Below are 21,631 nucleotides of genomic sequence, written 5' to 3'. Positions count from 1 at the left end.
CCATCATGCGTCCGGATCGATGACACCGATCCTCGTCACCGCTCTGTTCTGTTCCAAGGCCGGCCGCTCCACGGCGTTCCAGATGCCGTCGGCGCGCGGGTTGTGCGCCCAAGCCGTCACGTCGCCCCGAGCATCTTCGGCGTACCGCTCGGATAGCCGGGACCAGACGTTCTCCGCCTGGCCCCGCCGGATCGGCGAGCCGTTCTCGAACAGGAGCATGTCGTCGAACCGCCCCCCGCCCGGAGTCTGTTCCAACGTCACCTTCGTGACCCCGTCGGTGTGCTTCTCCGCGAAGAGGCGCATCGGCGTACCGTCGTCGGCCTTTCCCGAGTAGAAGTTGGCGCCGTCGACCGGGCTTCGGACGTCGGCCCGTTCGACCTCGCGCATCAGGCGGTGGAATTCGGAGTTCTGGCCGAAGTGCCTGGCGAGGTTGCCGGCGTGCTGGGCGGCGGCCCTGGTGCCGGCGGTGCGCAGCAGTTGGGCCGCCTGGGTGAACGTCTGGGCGATCTCGCCCTCGACCACCTGGAGCGCCTTGTGGATGAGCTGGCGGCACGCGACCCGGCTGGCCGCGACGAAGAGCGGGATCTCGGCGAGGGTGGCGCCGGCGGTGGCGAAGGAGGTGGCGATCGCCTGGCCGACCTGGAAGGCGAGCAGGGTGAGCTGGGCGAGGTAGGCGGTCTTGAGGGCGACGGTGACGCCGGCCATGGCGATCAGGCCGGCGCCGATCAGTTCGACGGCGGTGGCGGCGTCGTCGAGGTGGCGGCCGGGGCCCTCCTCGCCGTTCCACCACTGTTCGAAGGCTTCGACGGAGGCGCCCTCGTTCTCCAGCCACACCCGGCGGGCGGCGGCGTCGGCGGTGGCCGCGTGGCGGCGCAGGCGGGTGCCGTGTTCGATCCAGGCGTGGCCGTCGGCGGTGAGGCGGTCCTCGTCGGCCTGGGGCCAGCTGAGGCCCAGCCATTCCAGCGGCTCGGTCAGTTCCCCGGGCAGTTCGATGGTCATGATGGGTTCGCGGCCGACGATGTTCCGGCGGAGGGCCCGGCGGAGACGGACGACGCGGCAGTGGGCACGGAGGACGCGGTGAGGTCGGCGGCGGAGGACGCATCGGTCGAGGCGATGGCCGACGCCTGGGCGTGCAGGCCGAGGGCGGCCTCGCCGATCTGCTGGACGTGGGAGCCGAGCGCCTGCAGCGCATGCCCCAGCACGGCCTGGTAGGCGAGCGCGAACACACCGCCGCTCTCGTCCTCGCCCCAGGGGCTGCCGGGTCCGGCCACGGTGCCTTCGAGCACGGCGACGTCGTCGGCCATCCGCTGGGCGACGCCGGCGAGGGCGCTTCCGGCGGCGGCCACGACGTCCGGATCGAGCTTCAGTCGTACGTTCATCGCCGTACCGCCCGCCGGGAGAGGTCGTGGAGGGCTTCGGAGATCTCCGCGAAGCGGCGTTCCGCCCTGGTGTTGACGTCGGCGACCGCGGTTTCGAAGGAGTCGCCGGCGTCGGCGGAGGCGGCGGGCAGGTCGTCCTGCGCGGCGGTGATGGCGTCGAACAGCGCCGTCCGCAGGGCGTCGGCGGACAGTGACGTGATCTGCGGGTCGAGGACGACGTCCCAGAGGCGCCCGTCGCCGTCGAGTTCGATCCGGACCAGCCCGTCGGCGTCCTCACCCGCCGAGGCGATGTAGTTCGAGCGGGTGGATGGCGCCTGGTCGTCGTACCCCTGTGTCGGGTCCATCCCGGCCTCCCTTCACCGTCTCACCGCGTGGTTCCTGTGTGTGCGAATACCGCCGTTGCACGCTTTGAGTTCAACCGAACACGGTGAGTTCTCCCGGAAGTCCAGATTGGACACGTAGCAACGGGTCCGGCACGAAAGTCGCACAGGGGACGCAACGCGGCGACGGGACGGGTCTGGGATAGGTTTTATTCCGCGGACAGGAGGTGACGGCAGTGGCGGATTCGACTCTGCGGGTCCGGCAGGCCGCTGCTTTGCACCGGCAGGCGGTGGCGACAGCGGATGCTGCCGCTGTCGCGCTGGAGGCGTTCGCTCCGGCCGCTGCCGACCCGCGCGAGCAGCATCGTCTTGCCGACCGGTTGCGGGTGGCGGCGGCCGCGTTGGCGCCGGGCTGGCTGGGCTCGACGTTGGACGCGTTGTCGCCGGTGGCACCGCTCGGTGGCACGGTGGCGCCGCAGTTCGTGCGGGTGGGCCTGGCGCAGCCGCTCGACGATGTGCGGTTCCCGGCGGTGGTGCCGCTGCTCGGCACGGGCCATCTGACGGTCGACGCGACGGCTACCGACCGTCGGGTGTTCGGGCTGTTGCGCTCGCTGCTGCTGCGCCTGCTGGCGGCCGCTCCGGCGGGGTCACTGCTGGTGCGCGCGGTGGACGGGGTGGGTGGCGGCGCGGTGTTCGCGCCGTTCGAGGAGCTGGCCGACGCCGGCCTGATGTCGCCGCCGGCCACCGACCGGCAGGGCCTGCGGGACGTGCTGGCCGAGGCGGAGAAGTGGCTGCGGCCGGTGCGGGCCGGCGCGGGCCGCCGGGCACGGCCGGACCGGAGTCTGCTGGTGGTGATCGCCAGCCTGCCGGAGATGACCGAGGGTGAGGAGCTGCGGCGGATCGCGGCTCTGGCCCAGCAGGGGCCGGATTCCGGGTTGCACCTGGTCGTAGCGGGGTGGCCGCCGCCTCCGCTGACCGCTGAGACGACACAGGCGCCGCTGCCGCGGACGACGGCCATCTCGGTGCGTAATCCGTACGCGATCGTCGGAGACCCGCCCGGCGGCTCGTTCGGCTCCGCGCCGGAAACCCCCTGGTTGAACGCTCCCGTGTTCCTCGACGAGGATCCGCCGCCGCATCTGATCGACGCGGTCTGCCGGGAGCTGGCGGCCGATTCCGCACAGGCGTCCCGGGTGAGCCTGACGGACCTGTTGCCGGAGCCCGCCGAGAACCTGTGGTCGCAGGACGCGGCGGCGGGGGTGGAGACCGTGGTGGGGCATCACGGCGACGTGCCGCTGGTGCTGCGCTTCAACGACCTGACCCCGCACTGGATGGTGGGCGGCCGGTCGGGCGCCGGCAAGACGGCGTTCCTGATCAACGTGCTGTACGGGCTGGGCGCCCGGTACGGCCCCGATCAACTTTCGCTCTACCTGCTGGACTTCAAGGAGGGCGTGTCGTTCGCCGAGTTCGTCCCGACCCCGCGGGACCGGACCTGGCTGCCGCACGCGCGGGCTGTCGGTGTCGAGTCCGACCGGGAGTACGGCCTGGCCGTTCTCCGCGAGCTGGACGCGGAGATGGGCCGGCGCTCCCTGGCGTACAAGAGGGCCGGGGTTTCCCGGTTCGCGGACCTGCGCGCGATCGCCGACGAGGAGGGCCGCGGCCGTCCCCTGCCGCGGATCCTGTGTGTCATCGACGAGTTCCAGGTGCTGCTGGCCGGAAATGATCCGATGGCGGCCGAGGCGGTGGCGCTGCTGGAGTCGCTGGCCCGCAAGGGCCGGTCGTACGGGATTCATCTGGTCCTGGCGAGTCAGACCGTCCTCGGTGTGGAAGCGCTCTACGCGAAACGGGATTCGATCTTCGGCCAGTTCCCGGTGCGGATCGCCCTGCCGGGTGGCGGCGACGTGCTGGAGCCGACGAACGACTCGGCGGCCGGCCTGCCGATGGGCAGCGCGGTGGTCAACACGGCGGGTGGCCTGGGCGGCCCGCGTGGCGCGACCCGCGGGCACGAGCGGGTGGTCCGGTTCCCCGATCCGCACGCCGACCAGCGGCTGCTGGCCGACCTGCGGCACCGCTTGTGGGGCGCCCGCGATCCGGAGGCTCAGCCGCCGAAGGTGTTCGCCGGCTATGCCCGGCAGCATCTGGCAGACGACCCGACATACCGCGCCGCGCTCGCCGGCCGGGTGACCCGGCCGGCCGCGCTGGTGGGCCGCGTGATCGACGTGGCGCTCTCCTCCGCCGCCTTCCCGCTGGACTCCTCGCCCGGCCGTCATCTGGCGGTCCTGGGCTCGCAGGCGGCCGGCGCGGAGGTGCTGGACGCGGCGGCACGCAGTCTGGCCGCCTGTCACGCCCCGCGCACCGCCCGGTTCGTCATCGCCTCGCTGGTCGCCGAAGGTGACGTGCTCGCGGCCGCGCTGGCCGCCGAGATCGGGCAGCGGCAGGACGTGGTGGTGGTCGACGCCGCTGGGCTGGCCGCTGAGCTCGATCCGGAGCGTCCCGGTTACCGGGTGGTGTTCGGGATGGACGCGGCCCCACCGGGCAGCCTCAGCGGGCTACGGCGACTGCTGCGGGAGGGCCCGAGCCGCGGAGGGCACCTGTTGTCCTGGTGGCGTGGGGTGCGGCGGTTCAGCGAGGAGACCGGCGGCAGCATGGGCCGGGAGGACATGGCCGGGCTGCTCTTCCTCAACGTGCCGCAGTCCGACGTGTCGCTGTTGCTGGGCCGGCCGGTGGACTGGCAGCCCCGCGCGAACCGGGCGCTGCTGCATGACCGTCACGCCGACCGCACGGTGACCGTGGTTCCGTTCGTAGACCCGGAGAGTGACACGCCGTGACGGACCAAGCCGAACAGCACGGAGTGATTCCGGCGCAGGCGGGGCCACCGGGCTCCGGCGCGTGGGCGGAATACCTCGCCGCGGCCCGGGAACTCGACGCGGTGCGCCGTGCGGCGAGTTCGGTCGCGGGCGAGCACGCCGCGACGGTGACGGCCGCGCGGCAGGAGCTCACGTCGGTGCGGGCACGGCTCGCTCCGCAACGAGCCCGGTTGGCGCGCGACTTCCGCGTACCCGAAAGAGATCTGACGCCGCAGACCGCGGAGCAGGCGGCGGCGATGGAGAGAGCGGCCGGCGGGCCGCCGGCCGTGCTGGCGGCGCTGCGGGAGGCCCGGGCCACCGCGGACGCCGCGGACGCCGCTTTCGTCGGGCCGGCGCCGGCCGGACCCGATCGCCCGTGGGCGCGCAACATCCTGGTGTACGGGCCGTTCGCGGCCGCGGTGCTGCTGGTGCAGGTGATGTTGTTCCTGGTGGCGCCGCCGGGGTCGCCGTCGACCTACGCGCTGCTGTGCGGGCTGAGCATGCCGCTGCTGGCGTTCGGGATGGGATGGGCGACGATCGGTTTCGTCTACGGCGGGGACGGGGTGAAGGTCGACCGGACGCCCGTGCTCGGCCTGATCGCGTGCCTGGCTCCGGTGCTGCTGACCTGTGCGGGGACCGGCTTGCAGGCGTTCTTCAACTGACGAGGGGTTTCGCTGTGGCGAACGTCGAGGAAGTCAAGATCAGTGTGGCGGCGACGGTGGACGGGGCTCAGCGGGCCGTCGCCGGCATCCAGGCCGTCTCGGACCAGCTTGACGAGGCCCTGGCCCGGATGCGGATGACCGCGGTGGGTTCGTTCCATCCGGCCGCGGCGGCCGCGATCGCACATCTGGAACAGGCACGGACCAGGTTGGACGAGGCGGTTCAGCTCACTCACGCGGCTGTCGACTCGGCCAACCAGTTCCGGAGCATGATCTGACCGGTAGGTTCTTGTCTCGCGGATCGCGCCGGTGCGAGATAAGAACCTACCGGGCGTTTATCAAGGCCATCGCCTCGGCGCGGACCTTCCCGTCGGTCTGGAAGGCGCCGCGCACCGCTGACGTGATCGTGCGGGCGCCGGCCTTGCGGATGCCGCGCATCTCCATGCAGAGGTGCTCGCACTCCAGGACGACGATGGCGCCGCGCGCGCCCAACTGGGCCATCAACAGGTCGGCGATCTGTGAGGTGAGGCGTTCCTGCACCTGCGGGCGGCGGGCGAAGACCTCGACCAGGCGGGCCAGTTTCGACAGGCCGGTGATGCGGCCGTCGGTGCCGGGGATGTAGCCGATGTGCGCCACGCCCTTGAACGGCAGCAGGTGGTGCTCGCACATGCTCTGCAGCTCGATGTCGCGGACCAGGACGAGTTCTTCGTGGTCCGCCTCGAAGCTGGTGGTCAGCACGGTCTTCGGGTCGACCCGCAGACCGGCGAACAGCTCGGCATAGGCCCGGGCGACCCGGGACGGGGTGCGCTGAAGGCCGTCACGGTCCGGGTCCTCACCGACGGCGATGAGGATCTCCCGGACCGCTTTCTCGATCCGCCCGAGGTCGACGGCGTGCTCAACGGGGGTACCGGTGAGCTTGCCGTCGACCAGGCGGGCGGCGAGATAGTCGAGTTCGTCTTGCGGGCTGATCAGTTGCTGCCTTCCGCACCGTTCGCGTTCGGGTTGTGCCCGACCGCGATCTGCCCGTCAGCCTCGGCCTGCGCCTTCAGCTTGTCCCGCTCGGCGGGGGTCAGCACCGGCGGCGCCTCGGAGGGGAGCCGCTTGCCGAATCCGTTGAACGGCGACATGGGCGGACGCTTGGCCACTCGGGCGCAGATCCGGTTCATGTCGTCCTGAGTGATGGTTTCCTTCTCCATCAACTCGAGCACCATGTCGTCGAGGACGTCGCGGTACTCGACGAGGATTTCCCAGGCCTCGTCGTGGGCGAGCTCGATGAGGGCCCGCACCTCGCCGTCGATGTCGGCGGCGACCGCGTCGGAGTACGACTTCTCGTGACCCATGCTGCGGCCCATGAACGGCTCGTCACCGGTGCTGCCGTACTTCACAGCGCCCAGTTTCGAACTCATGCCGTACTGGGTGACCATGGCCTTCGCCAGGCTGGTCGCCTTCTCGATGTCGTTGCCGGCGCCGGTGGTGGGCTCGTGGAAGACGAGCTCCTCGGCGGCCCGGCCACCCAGCGCGTACGCCAGGGTGTCGATCATCTCGGCCCGGGTCTGGGTGTACTTGTCCTCGGTCGGCAGCACCAGCGTGTGGCCCAGCGAACGGCCACGCGGCAGGATCGTCACCTTGTGCACCGGCGCGGAGTGCGGCAGGGCGTAGGCGACCAGCGCGTGTCCACCCTCGTGGTACGCGGTGATCTTCTTTTCCTTGTCGCTCATCGCCCGGGTGCGACGCTCGGGGCCGGCGATGACCCGGTCGATCGCCTCTTCGAGGAACTCGTTGGAGATCGCCCGCTTCTCGTTCCGGGCGGTCAGCAGCGCGGACTCGTTGATCACGTTGGCCAGGTCGGCGCCGGAGAAGCCGGGGGTGCGCCGGGCCACCGAGTCGAGGTCGACGTCGGGCGTGAACGGCTTGCCCTTGGCGTGCACCCGCAGGATCGCCTTGCGGCCTTCCATGTCGGGATTGTCCACCGGGATCTGCCGGTCGAATCGGCCCGGGCGCAGCAGCGCCGGGTCGAGGATGTCCGGCCGGTTGGTGGCCGCGATCAGGATCACGCCGCCCTTGGTGTCGAAGCCGTCCATCTCGACGAGCAGCTGGTTGAGCGTCTGCTCGCGCTCGTCGTGGCCGCCGCCCATGCCGGCGCCACGGTGCCGGCCGACAGCGTCGATCTCGTCGACGAAGACGATCGCCGGGGCATTCGCCTTGGCCTGCTCGAAGAGGTCGCGGACCCGGCTCGCGCCGACACCGACGAACATCTCCACGAAGTCCGAGCCGGAGATGGAGTAGAACGGCACCCCGGCCTCGCCGGCGACGGCGCGGGCCAGCAGCGTCTTACCGGTGCCCGGAGAGCCGAAGAGCAGCACGCCCTTCGGGATCTTGGCGCCGAGTGCCTGGTATTTCGTGGGGTTCTGGAGGAAGTCCTTGATCTCGTGGAGTTCCTCGACCGCCTCGTCAGCACCCGCCACGTCGGCGAACGTCGTCTTCGGCGTGTCCTTGGTGATCATCTTCGCTTTGGACTTGCCGAAGTTGAGCACCCGGGAGCCGCCACCCTGCATCTGCGACATGAACAGCAGCAGGAGGACCACGAGGATCGCGATCGGCAGCAGGTTGATCAGGATGCTGAGAAGAATGTTGTCGCCGGAGACCGTGGTGTCAGTGGTCCCGGTGATCAGATTCTGACTCTTGGACTGGGCGACCCGCGCCCAGATCTCGTCGGTCAGCTCGTAGGGATACTGAGCTTCGATCTTGTCGGTCGACTTGTTGTTGAACGTCTCCGACCGGGCGAGGTCGATCTGGAGCGTCTGCTCCTTGTCCTTCTGGACGACCTTCGCGATGCCGGGCTGGTTCAGACGCTCAAGCGCGACCGATGTCTCGACCCTCTGGTAGCTCGGACCACTGGTGAAGACCGTACTCAGCGCGACTACGCCGATGATCACCAGAATGATCCAGACCACCGGGCGGCGGAAGAAACGCGTACGTTCCATACTGTTGTCGGGCGCCAAGCGCCCGGACCCTCCTGATCGGCGTCCTGGTCACCTCAACGTCGCCGCCCACCGGCGGCTGCCGGGAACCGTTACCCCCTCCGCATTTTTTCAATACAGCGGGTGGAGAACCGGGCCCCAGCCCCTCCAGCGCTTGTGACACGACGCCATCGGTCACTCGACCGTACACCGTAGGTGCCGATTGCGAACCCGTGAGCCCGCAGGGCGAACTGCGCATACGGTCGGTAAAATAAGGGCGGTTCAGGTGCAAAAACGCCCATAACGAAGCAATACTGAGAACACGCTGAGAAAGCGGTTCAGCTACGGGCGTACACCTCAGGCTTGAGAACCCCGACGTACGGCAACTCCCGGTAACGCTCCGCGAAGTCCAGGCCGTAACCGACCACGAACTCGTTGGGGATGTCGAAGCCCACGTAACGGACCGGGACCTGCACCTTGACCGCGTCCGGCTTGCGGAACAGGGCCACCACCTCGACGCTGGCGGGACCCCGCGACTCCAGGTACTTCATCAGCCAGGAGAGGGTCAGTCCGGAGTCCACGATGTCCTCGATGACGAGCACGTGCCGACCGGCGATGTCCCGGTCCAGGTCCTTCAGGATGCGCACCACGCCCGAGGAGGTCGTCCCCTGCCCGTACGACGAGACGGCCATGAACTCCATCTCGGTCGACGGGCCGTGCTTGCCCAGCGCGCGGGCGAAGTCGGCCATGAACATGACCGCGCCCTTCAGCACGCAGACGAGGAGGATGCCGTCCTCGGCGTCGGTGTGGTCCACGGACACCTGCTTGGCCAGTTCGTCGATCTTTTCCCGGATCTGTTGCTCCGAGATGATCACGTGGTCGATGTCGGCGTCGTACCAAGAGCCATCAGCCATGGGTCTAGCCTGCCGTATGGAGGTTACCGATCGGCGAACGGGGCCGCTTTCCGAACGGGAGACCTCAACTGATATTGGCGGGAACCACCCGTACGAGGTCATCCGATCGGCGTGCCACGCCGATTCCGGCGGGCAGGAACACCGGCCCCTGACCGTGCCAGCCGGTCACCAGGGCGTCCAGAGCGACCACATGCGCGTACGCCAGGGCGCCGCCCGGGGCCCCCAGCTCACGCGCCCACCGGTGCAGCACCCGGCCGCGGATCGCCGCTGACAGCCCGGCCAGCACGGGCACCGACAGCCCCGCCGCGGAGCGGGCCGACTCCAGAGCGACGGCCGACAACCCGTCCAGCGCCTCGTTGTCCGCCGCCACCAGCGACGCCGTCCGGGCCAGGTTGCCGAGAACGGCCGGGCCGAGCGCGTCCACCAGAGCCGGCAGGACCGAGGCGCGCACGCGCGACCGCGCGTACGCCGGATCGGTGTTGTGCGGATCCTCCCAGGGCGCCAGGCCCAGCGCGGCACACGCCTTGCGGGTGTCCGCCCGGGCGACGTCGAGCAGCGGCCGCCGGTAGATCCCGCGCCGCCCCGGCATCCCGGACAGCCCCCGCGGCCCGGCCCCGCGCGCCAGCGCCAGCAGAACCGTCTCCGCCTGGTCGTCACGGGTGTGCCCGAGCAGCACCGCGGCCGCGCCGGCCTCGGCCGCGGCGCCGGCCAGCGCTTCGTAGCGGGCGGTGCGGGCAGCCGCCTCCGGACCGCCGGGCAGGCCGGCCACCGAAACCGTCTCGATCCGGACCGGGTCGAACCCGGCGTCCCGCGCCCAGGCCGCCACCGACCGGGCCCGCCGGTCGGAACCCTCCTGAAGGCCGTGGTCGACCGTGACGAGACCCACCCGGCGACGGGAGAACCGGGCCGCAGAGGCCAGTGCCAAAGAATCGGCTCCACCCGAGCACGCCACCAGAACCAGGGCGTCCTCGCCGATGTCGGCCAGTCCCCGGCGCACCGCCATGCGCACTGCCGCCACCGGCGGCGGGATCCTGGCCATGGCTAGTGGTGCACCCGCGCCACCCAGGCGTCCGGGTCGCCCAGCTCATCCAGCCGGGGCAGCGTCAGCGGCGACTCGAAGATCTTGTTGAAGCCGTCCATGCCGACCCGTTCGTGGACGCCGTGCACGAACTTGCGGCCCTCCGCGTACTGCCGCATCTTGACCTCGATGCCGAGCACCCGGCGGATCGCCTTCTCCAGGGGGTTGCCGCCCTCGCGGCGACGGTTGAACTTGGCCCGGATCGACTCGACCGAAGGGATCACCTCGGGGCCCACTCCGTCCATGACGAACTCGGCGTGCCCCTCGAGCAGGGTCATCAGCGCGGTCAGGCGGTCGAGCACCGCGCGCTGGGCCGGCGTCTGCACGATGTCGAGCACCGAGACCCGGCTGTCCTCGTCACGCAGCGCGTCGGAGAGTGTCGCCACCCCGCGGCGCAGCCGCTCCAGCATGTGCTCGCCACCCTGCGAGGCGTCGACGAACGCTTGCACCTCGCCGAGGAAGTAGCCGCGCATCCACGGGACCGCGGTGAACTGGGTGCGGTGGGTCACCTCGTGCAGGCACACCCACAGCCGGAAATCGCGCGGGTCGGCGTCGATCCGGCGCTCCACCTCGACGATGTTCGGCGCGTTGAGCAGCAACTGGCCCGGATCGCCGGAGAACACCTCGTACTGCCCGAGGACGCGGCCGGAGAGATAGGCCAGCACCGTCCCGGCCTGCACGCCGGTCACCCGGGAGCCGATCGCGTCGGCCAGCGGGCCCGGCTCCTTGTCACCCGACAGCCGGGTGACCAGGGGGCCGATGATCCGCTGCAGGCCGGAGATGTTCACCTTCGCCCAGTCACGGCGGTCCACCACGCGGACCGGTGGCACCTCCGTCTGCGAGGTCAAACCCGTGTACGCCGCGACGTGCACCGCAGCCTCGTCGGTCAGTGCCCGCAGATCGGAGACCACCTGGGTGGCCTCCTCGTAGGAGACCGCAGGGCCCGATTTCGACAGCGCGCCCGCGGTTGCGGCGGCCAGATCCCAGTCAACGAACTGCGCCATGCAGCCACCGTACCCGCGTGGTTCCACACCGCACTCAGGTGAAACCCCGGACCCGCGGATCAGCGGCCTCCAAGGACCAGCGGCCTGGAGGGACCAACGACCTCGAAGGACCCGCGGCCTGTGGAGGACCAACGACCTCGAAGGACCGGCGGTCTGGAAAAGGTCAGCAGCCGCACGCCACCAATCTGGCGGCCACCTCGTCCAGCGCCGCCCGGGCGGCGATCGCGTCCGGCCCGCCCTTCGCCATGATCGCGAAGGCGAGCACCCGCTGCTCCCGGGTGACCAGCACCCCGGCCAGCGAGTTCACGCCGGTCAGCGAGCCGGTCTTGGCCCGCACGATGCCCTGCGCCGTCTCGTTGCCGCTGGGCGTGGCGAACCGCGTCACCAGCGTGCCCGACCAGCCGGCCACCGGCAGCCCGTTGAAGATGTTGCCCAGCGCGGGCTGCGAGTCGCCGGCCGCCAGCGCCAGCGTCCGGACCAGCAGCGTCGGGCTGATGCCGTTGCGGTTGGAGAGTCCGCTGGCATCGAACAACTCCGCCTCGTCCGCCGGAAGTCCCAGCTCACGCAGCTTGTCGCTCATCGCCTCCGCGGTGCCCGCGAAGCTCGCCTCCTTGCCGGCCGCCAGCGCCACCTGCCGCCCGAGCGCCTCGGCCAGCACGTTGTCGCTCTGCTGGAGCATCCAGTCGACGATCTGCACCAGCGGCGGCGACTCGACCTTGCCCAGCTCGGCGCCGGGTGTCCAGGTTCCCGTGCTCCCGGCCGCGGACGCCGAAGGGGCGGGATTCAAGGCCGTGCTCTTGCTCACCGTCGTCTGCGGGGCGCCGATCATCTTGGCGAACAGCTTCCCCGCCGACAGCGACGGATCGGTGAACCGCGGATCGCCGCCGAACTCGTTGTGCACCGGCTCCACCCGGCCCGCGTTCGTCATCAGCGACTGGATCCGGGCCACCTGCCCGCCCGGCGTGATGTCGTCGGCACTCCACCCGGTCGCCGTCTCCGGCCCGGTGAACAGCGACGTGTCCACCAACACCCGGGTCGGCTTCGTGCCGCCGAGCGCTTTCTTCACCTGCGCCGCCAGGTCGTCCAGGCGCGCCGCCCCCGGGAACAGGTCCTTGTCGTCCTCCTCGACCGCCAGCGACGCGTCACCACCACCGATGATCACCACCTCGCCCGGCTCGCTGCCGGCCACCACCCGGGTCTCCAGCCGGTAGGCCGCCCCACGCGCGGCCAGCACCGTCGCCGCGGTCAGCACCTTGGTGGTCGAGGCGGGCGTGGTCATCGTGCCGGGAGCACGCTCGTACAGGACCGTGTCGCTCGCCACATCCAGCACCGAGACGTGCACGCTCGAACCGAGCGCGCTCGCGTTCACCAGCGGATCCAGCGCCTCCCGTACCGCCGCCGGGTCGGGCGCCGCACCGGCCGCCTCTGCGGCCAGCAGGACAGGTGTCGGCGTCGGCTCCGGGGTGGTCGCCACCGTGCCCGGTGAGTTCGCCGGCTCGCCACCGAGCGCGTCCAGCCATCCGTCGACCGGTCCGGGCCGCACCACGAGGCCGACCGCGCCGACCATCGCGATCAAAACCAGGACCACAAGAGCGACCATCGATTTCGTACGGGGTTTACGACGCGGTCCCGTCTCGTCCGGTCCCTCGCCGCCGCTGGTTCCCGTCGACGGGGCCACGCCGGGCCGAGCCGCCGGGGGCGCCGCGGGCACACTCGCCCGGGCGGCGTTCAACGGCGCGGAGGACCGCCCGTAGATCCCGCCGCCCGCCGCACTCGCCTGGTCACCGCTTCGCGCCGGCTCTGGTGCACTCGGCCCGAACCCCGGCCCGCTTGCCGTCCCGGCCCGGCCGGCGTTCTGCCCAGCCAGCCCGTTCTGCCCAGCCGGCCCGTTCTGCCCAGCCGGCCCGTTCTGCCCAGCCGGCCCGTTCTGCCCAGCCGGGCCTCCCGTGCCCGGTTTGTTCGCCCCGGAGCCGGGTGCTTTCCCTGCGGCCCGTGCGCTCGCGGACGGGTCGAGGTTGGCGGTGCGATCCGGATCGACGGGCCGGTTGAGGCTGACAGTGCGATCCAGATCCACGGGCCGGTCGAGGCTCGCGGTGCGATCCAGATCCACAGGTGGATCGAGACTCGGGGGACGACCGGCATCTCCCGGACGGTCCAGGCCGACGGGACGGCCAGCATCTCCCGGACGATCCAGGCCGACGGGACGACCCGTATCTCCCGAGCGGTCGAGGTTGGCGGTACGACCCGGATCGGCGGCGCCAGCCGAGTCGGCGCCGGAGTCGGGTGTGCTGCCGGCCCTGGGCGGAGCCGCCGCCCAGGCACCGTGTGCTGTGGCCTGGCCGCCCGGCCAGTTCCCGGCCGGCCCAGGTCCGCTCGGCGGGTAGTGCCCGGACGGCGCCGATGTCGGCGGCGCGATTCCCTGGTCCGCCGGACGAGTGCCAGGTTGATCTGGCCGCGGCGCACCCGATGGCCGTTGGCCTGCGCTTTCCGACACCGGAGGATTCGGCTGCCCCGGCAGCGTCCGCGGCGTTCCCGGAGCCTGAGCGGCCGCCCGGCCCGGTGCTGGGCTCTGCGGCACACTCGCGCGCCCCGGCGCGGAACTCGCGGACGGGTTCGCGCTCATGGGAACCGGCGGAGTCGCTGCGGAAACTGCTGGTTGCGCCGCCGGCCTCGCGCCCGGATGCGCAGCCGCGTCTTCACGGACCGCCCGAGGCATGGGCGGCACCGCCGCCTGGCCGGAGGAGCCCGACTGCGTGCCGGCGGCCTGCTCGGACGAAGCGGGACGCGACGCCGCCCCCGGCCCGGTGACGGACCCCGGCGACGCGGCCTCATGGCCGGACGAGGCGGATTGCGGGACAGTTCCCTGGCCAGGAGAGGGCTCTCGGGTGACCGGCGCCTGCTGCTCGGTTGCCCTCGCGGCAGCGGGCGGCTGTCCGGCGGACGGCCCGAAGACAGGCGGCTGCCCGGCGACAGACGGTTGCCCGGCGGAGGGCTCCGGTGTGGGCGAGTTGGTCGCAGGCGTCTGGCCCGCGGCAGAACCGTGGACGGCAGGCTGGCCCGGCGCGGACTGACCCGGCGCAGGCAGGCCCGGCACAGGCAGGCCCGGCGCAGACCGACCCGGCACAGGCTGGGCGAAGGCGGATGACTGCGAAGCAGACGTCCGCTCAGACATGGGTCCACCCTCAGGCGGGCCAGAGGCGGATGACTGCGGAGTGGACGTCTGCCCGGACCCGGATCCGCCCGGGGACGATTCCGGGCCCTGGAGGAACGACAGAGGCAGCCGGCCTTGTCCCTGAGCGGGCCGGTTGAGGGTGGAGGCCTGGCCCGCGGTAGGCACCTCCTGTGCGGCGGCGGCCCGCCCAGACGCTGGGGCCTGGGGAGCCGACGCCGACCCGGTGGCAGCCTGCTCTGGGCCGGCAGGGGTAACCGGGGGCTGGGGCGGGACACCGGGCACCCGCGCCCGTCCCGGCGTGGACGCCGGCGGGGCGGCCGGCCAGGCCGCTGGCTCGGACTGCTGGCCGGCGACCGGAACGTCGGGCCGACTCGACGCGGTCGGCTGACCGCTCGTGGGGACACTCGCTCGGCCCGGGGTGCTCGGGGCGGCAGGGACAGCGGCTCGTCCCGGCGTGGTCGGGGCGGCCGGTGTTACCGGAGGCCGGGTGGGACCGGCCTCGAACGGCGAATGCGGGAGCTGCGAGGCCGAAGGCGCGGATCCGGACGGCCCGGATCCAGGCGACGCAGGTCCGGACGGCCCAGTTCCGGACGGCCCAGTTCCGGACGGCCCAGTTCCGGACGGCACGGATCCGGACGACGCGGATCCGGACGACGCGGATCCGGACGACGCGGATCCAGATTTCGGGGATTCGGGCTTCGCGGGGCCGGGTGTCGGGCTTCCGGGAGCGGGCGGAGCGCCGTTCTCCTGCTGCCAGGGGAACGGCTGCCGGTCCTCACCCGTCGGTGGCGGAACGGAGGCGCGACCGCTGGGCGGCACGTCTCCGGACGGCGAAACATCAGCGACGCCCGAATTGTCGAGATATGACGGAGATGCGGCTGACGGGTCAGTAACCCGCTTACCGTCTCCGGCGCCGGGTTGCGAACCCGACACGCCGTGTTCGTACGAACCGTCATGTGAATCTTGCCTCGTCACACGCCCCTCCTCGCCCGTGGCGTCAGACTTAGGGGAGACTAGCGACATCCGGCACACCGTTGCGCGCGGATCCTGCGGGCCCTGCTTCCATGCCCCGCTTCCCGCCCGGCGGACCGGTCTCATCAAGCGGGCAAGCAAAAGGGGAGCGAATAATGGATTTCGACGTCTTGGTTGAGATCCCCAAGGGGCAGCGCAACAAGTACGAGGTGGACCACAAGACCGGACGTATCCGGCTGGACCGGACCCTCTTCACCGCGACACAGTATCCCGCGGACTACGGCTACATCGAGGGCACCCTGGGCCAGGACGGCGACCCGCTGGACGCTCTGGTACTGATCCAGGAGCCGACCTTCCCCGGTTGTCTGGTCCGCGCCCGTGCGATCGGCATGTACCGGATGACCGACGAGAAGGGCCGCGACGACAAGGTTCTCTGCGTGCCGTTCGAGGACCCGCGTCAGGAGCACCTGCGCGACATTCACCACCTGGGCGAGTTCGACCGGATGGAGATCCAGCACTTCTTCACGGTCTACAAGGACCTGGAGCCGGGCAAGTCCGTCGAGGGCGCGACCTGGACCGGCCGGATCGAAGCCGAGAACGAGATTCGCGCCTCGTTCAAGCGCGCCGAGGCCGCTGAGGCCGAAGGCGGCGAGCACTGACCGCACGCTCCCGCGAAACCGCTGACGACCGCACCTGCGGGGCTCACGCCTCGCAGGTGCGGTCGTATTGCGGCACGGCCCGCCGGGCGAGAGCCGTCCGGCCGGAGCCCGGCGAGAGATAGTTCACATCCGCCGCGCGCGGGCGGGCGGTCAGGCGAGCCCGGAGACCGCGGCGTAGAGCCCGGTCACCGCGCAGGCGACCGGGATGATCGAGACCACGACGAGGGCGTCGACGATGTCCGCGGCGCGGCCGAGGTAGGGCGAGGGCGGCCGGTCCGCGTACCGCGCGCCGGCGACGACGGTGACCAGAGCGAGCAGGACCGCGCCCACGATCACCGCGGGCAGGGCGTCGCCCGCGTCGGCCAGCAGGTCGACACCGAGGGCGGCGAGGCCGGCGAGGCCTCCGACCAGCACCGGCACCCGGTGGCGCCGGGTGACGAAGAGCCGGGCGCGCAGCAGCAGCGCCAGCGTGCTCACCGCGATCAGGATCCGGGACGAGAGCGTGCCGGCGGTGGCCAGCACGGCGAACGCCCCGGTCGTGAGCACGGCGTGGCCGAGGAGCATGCCGGCCAGCAACTCGTCGGTACGAGCCACCGAGGCGAACACGGCCGCCCGCTCCGGCAGCCGGCGCACCGAGTCGGGCGCGGGACGGAACGCCTCCTCGGCGGAGACCGACTCGGTGCCGGGCGGCAGGGCGATCGGCGGCAGCGGGGTGCGCCCGAACCGGACCGCGAGCAGCGGCAGCATCCCGATCCCGCAGACCAGCAGGGAGATCAGCACCGCGGCGCCACCGGCGGCCGTGGTGAACAGCCCGGTCGCCGCGGTGAGCGCCCCGAGCAGGCCGACGACCACGCCGGCCGTGAAGAAGCGGGCCCCGGCCGCCACCCCGGCCCCGGCGAGCGCCGACACCAGCAGGACCGCGACCGACCCGGCGAGCAGTTCCGGCCCGCCCAGCCAGGGCAGTGGTGACAGGACGCCGCCGTCGTCGTACGAGGTGATCAGGAGGGCGCCGCCGGCGAAGGCGTAGGGCAGCGCGTATCCGCCGAGGGCCACGCCGGCCCGGCCGTCCCCGTACGCCCGGGAGGCGACCGACCCGACAAGGGTGAGCAGCAGGGCGGCGCCGAGCCCGACGAGCCCCGGGAAGTTGCCCCCGGAACCGGCGGTGAGCAGGGCCGGAAGGCCGAGTCCGAGGGGTACCGCGGCGGCCGCCAGGGTGGCCGTGCGGCTCGCGGCCGGCGTCCACACCCCTCCGCGGCGGCGGGCTCCCTCGGCGATCGCCTCGACCACGTCGTCGTACTCGAGTTCCGGCCATTCCTCACCGGCGGGGACGAGGTGGAGCACCTCGCCGTCGCGCACCCCCTGGGGGTGGAGGCCCTGGCCGGTGGCGAGGGCGACGCCGTCGCCGCGCCGCAGCACCCACCCGCCGTGCCTCTCCCCTTCGTCGGCGAGTCCCTCGCCGGCGTGCCGCAGCACCTCGGGCAGCAACTCGGCCAGCGGCACCTGCTCGGGGAGGGCCACGTCGACCCGACGTTGCGGCGCGCTGATCGTCACGCGGGCCAGACCGACGCTCACCAGGAAGTCCTTCCGTTCGTCCACAGGCTGCGACCCGGCGTTGTCCACATCGACGGGGCGAGGCTGCGGGATCGACGGAACTTTACCTAGCATGGGCCGGTCATGAAGTCCCGAGATCCGAAGGGGCTGCCGGGCCGGAAACAAAGGGGGCGGAATGGGCACCGTGATGATCAAGCGGGCAGTCCGCCGGCCGGCGCCGGAGATCCCGGAGGGTCAGCTGACGGTCGAGCCGCCGCCCGAGATCCCGGAGCAGGTGGGTTCCCGTGTGCAGCAGTGGCTGATGGCGCTGCCGATGCTGGGCGGCACGATGGCCATGGCGATGATGATGGGCCAGGGGCGCGGCGGCGCGTACTCGTACATCATCGGTGGCCTTTTCGGGGTCTCCTCGCTCGCCATGCTGATGACCTCGTTCGGCAACTCGGGGGCGCCGCGCAAGGCGGAGATGATGTCCGCCCGCCGCGAATATCTGCGGCATCTCGCGTCGCTGCGCAAGCGGGTCCGGGAGACCGCACACCAGCAGCGGGTCGGGCTGCTCTACCGGCATCCCGATCCGGAGCGGCTCTGGTCGACGGCCGACAGCCACCGGGTGTGGGAGCGGCGTCCCGGCGACCCGGATTTCGGGGTGGTCCGGGTCGGCCTCGGCCCGCAGACGCTGGCCACGCCGCTGATCCCGCCGGTGACCCGGCCGCTCGACGAGTTGGAGCCGATGACCGCGGGCGCGCTGCGCCGGTTCCTCGACACCTACTCGGTGGTGCCCGACCTGCCGGTGGCGATGTCGCTGCGCGGGTTCGCCCGGGTGTTCGTCCGTGGGGACGCGCCGGGAGCGGAAGGCCCCCGGGCGCTGGTCCGGGCGGTACTGACGCAGCTCGCCGTCTTCCACGCCCCGGAGGACCTGGTGATCGCGGTCTGCGCGGGCCGGGAGACCCGGCAGCACTGGGAGTGGGTGAAGTGGCTGCCGCACGCGCAGCATCCGTCGCTGGCCGACGCCCTGGGGCCGGTGCGCCTGGTGGCCGGCGACGAGCCGCGGCTGGCCGAGCTACTGGAGCAGGTCATCGGAGCCCGCCCCCGCTTCCATCCCGGCGGCAGCGCCGGAAGCAGCCCGCACGTCCTGGTCGTGGTGGACGGCGCGGAGCCGGCCACCACCCGGCTGGACGACGCGCTCGACGGGCTGACCGTGCTCGACCTGGACACCATGCCGCCCCGGCTGCTGGACCGGTCGGCGCTGGTGCTGGAGGTCCGCACCGACGGGATGCTCGGCACCTCGACGATGGACCACGAGAGCGACGCGGGCCAGGCCGACGGGCTGGCCGTGGCCGAGGCGGAGGCGGTGGCCCGGCGGCTGGCGCCGTTGCGCCTGGCCACCGCGCCGGACCCGGGCGGCGCTCCGGCGGCGATCGAGACCGGGCTGCCCGAGCTGCTCGGCATCGGAGACCCGGAGAACTTCAGCGTGGCCCACGGCTGGCCGGCCCGCCAGCAGCGGGACCGGCTGCGGGTGCCGATCGGCGTGAGCGACGACGGCATGCCGGTCGAGCTGGACCTGAAGGAGTCCGCGCAGGACGGCATGGGCCCGCACGGCCTGCTCGTCGGCGCCACCGGCTCCGGCAAGTCGGAGCTCCTGCGCACGCTGGTGCTGGCGCTGGCCGCCACCCACTCGTCGGAGATCCTGAACTTCGTCCTGATCGACTTCAAGGGTGGCGCCGCGTTCGCGGCGTGCGACCGGCTGCCGCACACGGCCGCGCTGGTCACCAACCTGGAGGACGCGCTGCCCCTGGTCGACCGGATGGCCGACGCGCTGGAGGGCGAGCTGAGCCGGCGGCAGGAGCTGTTGCGCAAAGCGGGCAACTACGCGGGCCAGTTCGACTACGAGCGGGCGCGGGCCGGTGGCGCGCCGCTGGCCCCGCTGCCGACGCTGTTCGTGGTCTGTGACGAGTTCACCGAGATGCTGGAGAAGCGACCGCAGTTCATCGACGTCTTCCTGCAGATCGGGCGGCTTGGGCGATCACTCGGCGTGCACCTGCTGCTGGCCAGCCAGCGGCTCGAGGACGGCCGGCTGCGAGGGCTGGACACGCATCTGTCGTACCGGATCGGCCTGCGGACGTTCTCGGCGCTGGAGTCGCGGGCGGTCCTCGGCGTGCCGGACGCTTACGAGCTGCCCCGCTCGCCCGGTAACGGCTACATGAAGTTCGGCACCGAGCCGCTGATCCGGTTCAAGGCGGCCTACGTGGGCGGCTCGGTGCGCCGGGCCGGCCGCTCCGGCGGGCGCGCCGACCACGACGGGGTCCGGGTGCTGCCGTGGACCACGCAGCATGTGGCGGCGCCGGCCGCGGCGCCGAAGCCGAAGCCGGCCGTCGACCAGGACGGGCCCAAACTGGCCGACGTCATGATCGAGCGGATCATCGGCCAGGGCCCGCCCGCGCATCAGGTCTGGCTGCCGCCGCTGACCGAGTCGGCTCTGCTCGACGAGTTGCTCGGCCCGGTCGCTGTCACCCCGGGCCGCGGGCTGACCTTCACCAACCCGGCACTGCACAACCGGCTGCAGGTGCCGATCGCGGTCATCGACAAGCCGCGGGAGCAACTGCGCGACGTGATGTGGCTGCAACTGGCCGGGGCGGCGGGTCATGTCGCCGTGGTCGGTGGCACGCTCAGCGGCAAGTCCACCGCGCTGCGGACGCTGGTCTGCGGGCTGGCGCTCACCCACACCCCAGCCGAGGTGCAGATCTACTGCCTCGACTTCGGTGGTGGCGGTCTCGGGACGCTGCGCGACCTGCCGCATGTGGGCGGGGTGTTCGGGCGGCTCGACGCGGAGGGCGTGCGGCGGACCGCCGGTGAGATGGTGACCCTGCTCGCCCAGCGGGAGGCCCGGTTCGCCGAGCTCGGGGTGGAGTCGATGGCCGCCTACCGGAGCCGGCGCGCGGGCGGTGGCGACCCGTTCGGTGACGTGTTCCTGGTGGTCGACGGCTGGAGCACGATCCGCAAGGAGTACGAGGAGCTGGAGCCGGTCCTGACCGACCTGGCCACCCGCGGCCTGTCCTACGGGATCCACCTGGTGGCAGCCACTTCCCGGTGGATGGACTTCCGGCCGGCGGTCCGGGACCTCTTCGGCTCCCGGCTCGAATTGCGGCTCGGTGACCCGTCGGACTCGGTCATCAACCGCCGGGCCGCCGAGTCGGTCCCGGACCGGGCGCCCGGCCGCGGCATGATCACGCACCCGGCGGACCGGGCCAAGGGGCTGCACCTGCTCACGGTTCGGCCCGAGGTCACCACGATCGGCGACACCTCCGCACTGGTCAAGAGCGTGGCGGCGGCCTGGGAGGGGTCGCCGGCCCCACGGGTGCGGTTGCTGCCGGCGTCGGTGCCGTACACCCAACTGGGTGTGGACCAGGGCAGTGGCCTGCGCCTGCCGATCGGCATCGCCGAGGCCGACCTGCAGCCCGTCGGGATCGACTTCGCGACCGACCCGCACTTCCTGCTCTTCGGCGACGCCGAGTGCGGCAAGTCGTCGTTCCTGCGGTCGATCGCCACCACGCTGACCCGCCGGTTCCGGCCAGAGGAGGCGCGGATCATCCTGGTCGACTACCGGCGCAGCCTGATGGACCTGCCCGAGTCCGAGCACCGGATCGGCTACGGCATGCAGGCCCAGCAGACCCAGGACCTGATCCTGTCGGCGGCCGGCTACATGCAGCGCCGCTTGCCCGGGCCCGACGTCACCGCCCGCCAGCTGCGGGAACGCTCCTGGTGGACCGGCCCGGAACTGTTCGTCCTGGTCGACGACTACGACCTGGTGGTGTCCGGGCCGACCAACCCGCTCCTCCCGCTCGTGGAGTACCTGTCGCAGGCCCGGGACATCGGCCTGCATCTGGTGATCACCCGACGCTCCGGCGGGGCCAGCCGGGCCCTCTACGAACCGGTGATCCAGCGACTGCGCGAGCTGTCGGCGCCGGGCCTCGTCATGTCCGGCTCACCGGACGAGGGCGCTCTCGTCGGCAACGTCAAACCCGTCCCCCTGCCACCAGGGCGTGGTCGCCTGATCACGAGGCGTGAGGGAACGCGCCTGATCCAGCTCGCGCATCTGCCGGCCTTCCGCGATTCGGGAAAATGA

Annotated in this window: 15 protein-coding genes; 5 read left to right on the top strand and 10 right to left on the bottom strand. The window is 71.9% G+C overall.

Annotated elements, in window-relative coordinates; translation table 11 throughout:
- Window positions 1-3: 3 nt before the first annotated feature.
- The 3 genes from QLQ12_RS41095 to QLQ12_RS41085 are packed head-to-tail and all read right to left on the bottom strand — an operon-like array spanning window position 4 to window position 1,723.
- Window positions 4-999, bottom strand: coding sequence for a WXG100-like domain-containing protein (locus QLQ12_RS41095; protein WP_282766460.1), 996 nt, complete (start codon window positions 997-999; stop codon window positions 4-6).
- On the bottom strand, window positions 996-1,379 hold the full coding sequence (locus QLQ12_RS41090) for a hypothetical protein (RefSeq protein ID WP_282766458.1): 384 nt from the start codon (window positions 1,377-1,379) through the stop codon (window positions 996-998). The genes QLQ12_RS41095 and QLQ12_RS41090 overlap by 4 nt, the downstream gene beginning before the upstream one ends.
- Window positions 1,376-1,723 carry a hypothetical protein gene (locus QLQ12_RS41085; protein WP_282766457.1) on the bottom strand — a complete coding sequence of 116 codons (348 nt, stop codon included), beginning with the start codon at window positions 1,721-1,723 and terminating at the stop codon, window positions 1,376-1,378. The genes QLQ12_RS41090 and QLQ12_RS41085 overlap by 4 nt, the downstream gene beginning before the upstream one ends.
- Before the next feature lie 203 nt (window positions 1,724-1,926).
- Between QLQ12_RS41085 and QLQ12_RS41080 the strand changes: the two genes are divergently transcribed.
- Genes QLQ12_RS41080 through QLQ12_RS41070 form a run of 3 tightly spaced genes read left to right on the top strand, consistent with a single transcriptional unit; the run spans window position 1,927 to window position 5,479 of the window.
- Entirely contained in the window at window positions 1,927-4,524 is a 2,598-nt protein-coding gene (locus tag QLQ12_RS41080; protein WP_282766456.1) for an FtsK/SpoIIIE domain-containing protein, read from the top strand.
- Entirely contained in the window at window positions 4,521-5,204 is a 684-nt protein-coding gene (locus QLQ12_RS41075) for a hypothetical protein (protein ID WP_282766455.1), read from the top strand. The genes QLQ12_RS41080 and QLQ12_RS41075 overlap by 4 nt, the downstream gene beginning before the upstream one ends.
- Before the next feature lie 14 nt (window positions 5,205-5,218).
- A complete protein-coding gene (locus tag QLQ12_RS41070; RefSeq protein ID WP_282766453.1) occupies window positions 5,219-5,479 on the top strand; it encodes a hypothetical protein in 261 nt (86 codons plus the stop codon).
- 46 nt (window positions 5,480-5,525) lie between these two features.
- On the opposite strand, the gene folE is transcribed toward QLQ12_RS41070, so the two are convergent.
- The 6 genes from folE to dacB all read right to left on the bottom strand — a co-directional run bounded on the left by folE (window position 5,526) and on the right by dacB (window position 12,757).
- Window positions 5,526-6,173: a GTP cyclohydrolase I FolE gene (gene folE / locus QLQ12_RS41065; RefSeq protein WP_282766491.1), complete on the bottom strand. Its 648-nt coding sequence runs from the start codon at window positions 6,171-6,173 to the stop codon at window positions 5,526-5,528.
- Window positions 6,170-8,185, bottom strand: a complete 2,016-nt coding sequence (gene ftsH, locus QLQ12_RS41060; protein ID WP_282766452.1) for an ATP-dependent zinc metalloprotease FtsH — start codon at window positions 8,183-8,185, stop codon at window positions 6,170-6,172. The genes folE and ftsH overlap by 4 nt, the downstream gene beginning before the upstream one ends.
- A 314-nt stretch (window positions 8,186-8,499) precedes the next feature.
- Window positions 8,500-9,075, bottom strand: coding sequence for a hypoxanthine phosphoribosyltransferase (hpt, locus tag QLQ12_RS41055; protein ID WP_282766451.1), 576 nt, complete (start codon window positions 9,073-9,075; stop codon window positions 8,500-8,502).
- Window positions 9,076-9,139: 64 nt separating this feature from the next.
- On the bottom strand, window positions 9,140-10,114 hold the full coding sequence (tilS, locus tag QLQ12_RS41050) for a tRNA lysidine(34) synthetase TilS (protein ID WP_282766450.1): 975 nt from the start codon (window positions 10,112-10,114) through the stop codon (window positions 9,140-9,142).
- Window positions 10,115-10,116: 2 nt separating this feature from the next.
- Window positions 10,117-11,157: a zinc-dependent metalloprotease gene (locus tag QLQ12_RS41045; RefSeq protein WP_282766448.1), complete on the bottom strand. Its 1,041-nt coding sequence runs from the start codon at window positions 11,155-11,157 to the stop codon at window positions 10,117-10,119.
- Between the two features lie 163 nt (window positions 11,158-11,320).
- The gene (gene dacB / locus QLQ12_RS41040; RefSeq protein WP_282766447.1) at window positions 11,321-12,757 is read right to left on the bottom strand and encodes a D-alanyl-D-alanine carboxypeptidase/D-alanyl-D-alanine endopeptidase; all 1,437 of its coding nucleotides are present in this window, start codon (window positions 12,755-12,757) and stop codon (window positions 11,321-11,323) included.
- Between the two features lie 2,699 nt (window positions 12,758-15,456).
- On the opposite strand from dacB, the gene QLQ12_RS41035 reads away from it, so the two are divergent.
- On the top strand, window positions 15,457-15,960 hold the full coding sequence (locus QLQ12_RS41035) for an inorganic diphosphatase (protein ID WP_282766445.1): 504 nt from the start codon (window positions 15,457-15,459) through the stop codon (window positions 15,958-15,960).
- A 150-nt stretch (window positions 15,961-16,110) separates the two neighbouring features.
- On the opposite strand, the gene eccD is transcribed toward QLQ12_RS41035, so the two are convergent.
- Entirely contained in the window at window positions 16,111-17,532 is a 1,422-nt protein-coding gene (eccD, locus tag QLQ12_RS41030) for a type VII secretion integral membrane protein EccD (RefSeq protein WP_282766444.1), read from the bottom strand.
- A gap of 154 nt (window positions 17,533-17,686) precedes the next feature.
- Here eccD and eccCa point away from each other — a divergent pair, with 154 nt between their 5' ends.
- On the top strand, window positions 17,687-21,631 hold the full coding sequence (gene eccCa, locus QLQ12_RS41025) for a type VII secretion protein EccCa (RefSeq protein WP_282766443.1): 3,945 nt from the start codon (window positions 17,687-17,689) through the stop codon (window positions 21,629-21,631).

The sequence above is a fragment of the Actinoplanes sandaracinus genome, from assembly GCF_030009775.1.
GTDB lineage: Bacteria > Actinomycetota > Actinomycetes > Mycobacteriales > Micromonosporaceae > Actinoplanes > Actinoplanes sandaracinus.
Note: the sequence above shows the minus strand (reverse complement) of the source record. Positions and strands in the feature narration are given on the sequence as shown.

Bases quoted from the DNA above. Each gene is read 5' to 3' on its own strand.
- QLQ12_RS41095 (WP_282766460.1), bottom strand. From the start codon at position 999: ATGACCATCGAACTGCCCGGGGAACTGACCGAGCCGCTGGAATGGCTG.
- QLQ12_RS41090 (WP_282766458.1), bottom strand. From the start codon at position 1,379: ATGAACGTACGACTGAAGCTCGATCCGGACGTCGTGGCCGCCGCCGGA.
- QLQ12_RS41085 (WP_282766457.1), bottom strand. From the start codon at position 1,723: ATGGACCCGACACAGGGGTACGACGACCAGGCGCCATCCACCCGCTCG.
- ftsH (WP_282766452.1), bottom strand. From the start codon at position 8,185: ATGGAACGTACGCGTTTCTTCCGCCGCCCGGTGGTCTGGATCATTCTG.
- hpt (WP_282766451.1), bottom strand. From the start codon at position 9,075: ATGGCTGATGGCTCTTGGTACGACGCCGACATCGACCACGTGATCATC.
- tilS (WP_282766450.1), bottom strand. From the start codon at position 10,114: ATGGCCAGGATCCCGCCGCCGGTGGCGGCAGTGCGCATGGCGGTGCGC.
- QLQ12_RS41045 (WP_282766448.1), bottom strand. From the start codon at position 11,157: ATGGCGCAGTTCGTTGACTGGGATCTGGCCGCCGCAACCGCGGGCGCG.
- dacB (WP_282766447.1), bottom strand. From the start codon at position 12,757: ATGGTCGCTCTTGTGGTCCTGGTTTTGATCGCGATGGTCGGCGCGGTC.
- QLQ12_RS41035 (WP_282766445.1), top strand. From the start codon at position 15,457: ATGGATTTCGACGTCTTGGTTGAGATCCCCAAGGGGCAGCGCAACAAG.
- eccCa (WP_282766443.1), top strand. From the start codon at position 17,687: ATGGGCACCGTGATGATCAAGCGGGCAGTCCGCCGGCCGGCGCCGGAG.